General features: G+C 42.6%; 3 protein-coding genes, 1 tRNA gene and 1 rRNA gene. 2 read left to right on the top strand and 3 right to left on the bottom strand.

The window, feature by feature from the left end; translation table 11 throughout:
• A 23S ribosomal RNA gene (locus tag DXA18_RS15350) occupies positions 1 to 91 on the top strand; the annotation flags it as partial.
• Positions 92 to 160: 69 nt separating this feature from the next.
• Positions 161 to 232 (top strand) — tRNA-Asn (locus tag DXA18_RS15355).
• A 183-nt stretch (positions 233 to 415) separates the two neighbouring features.
• On the opposite strand, the gene DXA18_RS15365 is transcribed toward DXA18_RS15355, so the two are convergent.
• The 3 genes from DXA18_RS15365 to yfcE are packed head-to-tail and all read right to left on the bottom strand — an operon-like array spanning position 416 to position 2031.
• On the bottom strand, positions 416 to 733 hold the full coding sequence (locus DXA18_RS15365) for an AzlD domain-containing protein (RefSeq protein WP_118384583.1): 318 nt from the start codon (positions 731 to 733) through the stop codon (positions 416 to 418).
• A gap of 3 nt (positions 734 to 736) precedes the next feature.
• Positions 737 to 1480 carry an AzlC family ABC transporter permease gene (locus DXA18_RS15370; RefSeq protein WP_118384584.1) on the bottom strand — a complete coding sequence of 248 codons (744 nt, stop codon included), beginning with the start codon at positions 1478 to 1480 and terminating at the stop codon, positions 737 to 739.
• Between the two features lie 2 nt (positions 1481 to 1482).
• A complete protein-coding gene (gene yfcE, locus DXA18_RS15375) occupies positions 1483 to 2031 on the bottom strand; it encodes a phosphodiesterase (protein WP_118384585.1) in 549 nt (182 codons plus the stop codon).
• Positions 2032 to 2142: the final 111 nt, after the last annotated feature.

Here is a 2142-nt window from a genome sequence, read left to right on the forward strand (position 1 = left end):
CCCCTTGAAGACGACGAGGTAGATAGGTCAGAGGTGGAAGTGTGGTAACACATGTAGCTGACTGATACTAATCGGTCGAGGGCATAACCAAGACGGAGATAGGTAAGAAAGATGTAGAGTTTCTTGTATGCAGTTTTGAAGGTACATATTAATTGAATATTCCTCGATAGCTCAATGGTAGAGCACACGGCTGTTAACCGTGGGGTTGTTGGTTCGAGCCCAACTCGGGGAGTTATAAACCTGTAGAAGCGTAAGTTTTTACAGGTTTTTTGTATATGAAAAGCTCCGGTCAAATGATGCTTACCACGCATTGGAATGTGTGGATGGGCTTATTAAGACCGGAGCTGCAGGTACAAATGTAAATGACGTAGCAGTTGTTCTGATTAAAAGATAAAGAAGAAAAATCGCTGGTCAGTTAAAAGAAATTCACAGCTACATTTTCGATAAAGAATACGACGACACAACAAAGCGCTGCAATCCCCATCATATTCATACCGTGCCAGGCTGCCACTACACCTACAATCAGTGCGAGAATGCCGGCAAGCGGAAGCTGTGGTGCGGTAATAATGGCCGGAAATGTCATAACAGCCAGTGTCGCGTATGGTACATAGTAGAGGAAAGAGCGGAGAAATGGATTCTGTATCTTTCCTCTTATTAGTGTGAGCGGAATTACCCGGATCAACGTAGACACCAGTGCCGCTACGAGTATGTATAAATAAATATTGTGTGTCATGGTCTATGCTTCCTCCTGCGTAATATCAGTATCGGCGGGCTCATTTTCTTTAGGTATAGGGAAGAAGAATGCTGCAAGTCCGGATATGATGATTGTGATTACACTTATTTTCATACTGTCAGATACATTGTTCAGCTGCGGAATCTTCGATACGATATAGCTGATCAGGAATCCTGCAATAACGATACCACCAACAACCTTGTCCTTTTTGGAAGGTGGAATGATGATCGCTAAGAACATGCCATACAGTGCTACACTTAGTGCGCTGACAATAGAAACCGGAAGGATATTACCGGCAACAATTCCAAGCGCGGTTCCAACTGACCATGCCGGCAGAGCAATGAATATAGCTCCGTAGGAATACCAGGGATTCAGATTACCTGCACGTGAAATGGAAATGCCAAAGATTTCGTCTGTTATACCGAAGCCTACCATAAAACGGTGAAGCAAAGGTGTGTTGGCGTTGAATTTTTGACTCAGTGCACAGCTCATTAACAGGTAACGGATATTGGTAATCAGAATGACAAAAGCCATTTCCACATAAGGAGCATTTGCCATGATTACAGTAAATTCTGCGTATTCGCCAGCAGAAGCATGATTAAGAAGACTGGAGAGAAATCCCTGAATCGGACTTAATCCGGCACGTCTGGCAACAATACCAAGTGAAAAAGCTACTGCAAAATATCCAAGAGCAATCGGAATACCATCACGCACACCGTTGAAAAATGCATTTTTATTACGATTCATGATTATGACTCCATTCGATACGTCTTATAGCTGTTTCCATCCAGGTCTTTCCAGGTGAACAGACCGTCTTCCAACATCATGTAGCTGTGTGCACTTCCATTTTTTGGAATGGATACAGAACCAGGATTCAGATAAATGCGTTCGTCAAATTCTTCGGATACAGGTACATGCGTGTGCCCATGGAGCAGAATATCACCTTTTTTCAGCATTGGAGGATTCTCCATATTATAATGATGACCATGGGTGGCAAAGATCATGTGTCCTTTTTCATATAAAATGCAGTAGTCTGCAAGGATTGGAAAATCCAGAACCATCTGGTCAACTTCGGTATCGCAGTTGCCACGCACACAGAGAATTTCTTCTTTGTGTGTATTCAGCAGAAGGATGACGTCCTTTGGGGCGTAACCCTTTGGCAGATCATTGCGCGGACCATGGTAAAGAATGTCTCCAAGAAGAAGGAGTTTATCCGGATTCTCTTCATCATAACGATTAAGAAGCTGTTCCAGATAATAGGCACTTCCGTGAATGTCAGATGCAATCATTATTTTCATTAGTATAAACCACCTTTCTGCGAAAGGCACCAATGCATCATGAAACTAGTGCATTGACCTTTCGCTATCTAATCTGTTTTCCTTCTGATATTATCTTTTTATAAGACTGAC

Origin of the sequence: Dorea sp. AM58-8, assembly GCF_003464045.1 — a bacterium.
GTDB classification, from domain to species: domain Bacteria; phylum Bacillota; class Clostridia; order Lachnospirales; family Lachnospiraceae; genus Claveliimonas; species Claveliimonas ammoniilytica.